Source organism: Sphingomonas sp. CCH9-E2 (assembly GCF_001557215.1).
Taxonomy (GTDB): domain Bacteria; phylum Pseudomonadota; class Alphaproteobacteria; order Sphingomonadales; family Sphingomonadaceae; genus Sphingomonas.
Genome location: NZ_LSJM01000292.1, coordinates 1 through 643 on the forward strand (window position 1 = coordinate 1; position 643 = coordinate 643).

Genomic DNA, 643 nt, shown 5'->3' on the forward strand with positions numbered 1-643 from the left:
CAGTAATCCTGCCCCACCGCCTCGACCATCTCGATGCTCGCCACCGCATCAAACGTGCCGGTCACGTCGCGATAATCGGTCAGGCCGACCGTCACCCCCTCCAGCCCCGCCCGCGCCATCCGCGCCTCGACATAGGCTTTCTGCTCCGCCGACAGCGTGATGCCATGCACCAGCCGCCCGCCGCGCGCGGCCAGTTCCGCGAAGGACCCCCAGCCGCACCCGATCTCGAGGATGCGATCGCCGGGGGCCGTCCCAGTCCGCTCCAGCACCGCTGCCAGCTTCGCCGCCTGCCCCTCCGCCAGCGACGCCACGCCCGGCGCGAACAACGCGCTCGAATAGGTCATGCTCGCGTCGAGCCACGGCGCGTAGAAGTCGTTCCCCAGATCGTAATGATAGGCAATGTTGCGCCGCGACCCCTTGCGCGAGTTGCGATGAAAGGCGTGCCACACGCGCTTGGCGATCCGCCCCACGCCCCCCGCACGCCCGGCATTGCCCAACGTCGCACGGTTGCGCACGAACAGGTCGAACAGCGGCACCGGATCGGGGCTGGTCCACTCGCCCGCCGCCCATGCCTCATACCAGCCCGCCGACCCGCCGGTCGCCAGCCGCCACAGCGCGCGCCAGCTGCGGATGGCGACGACCG

Annotated in this window: 1 protein-coding gene; it reads right to left on the bottom strand. The window is 70.6% G+C overall.

The features are described 5' to 3' along the window. Positions 1–643 (bottom strand): SAM-dependent methyltransferase (locus AX681_RS13550; RefSeq protein ID WP_156456100.1); only part of this gene is annotated, 643 nt, incomplete at both ends.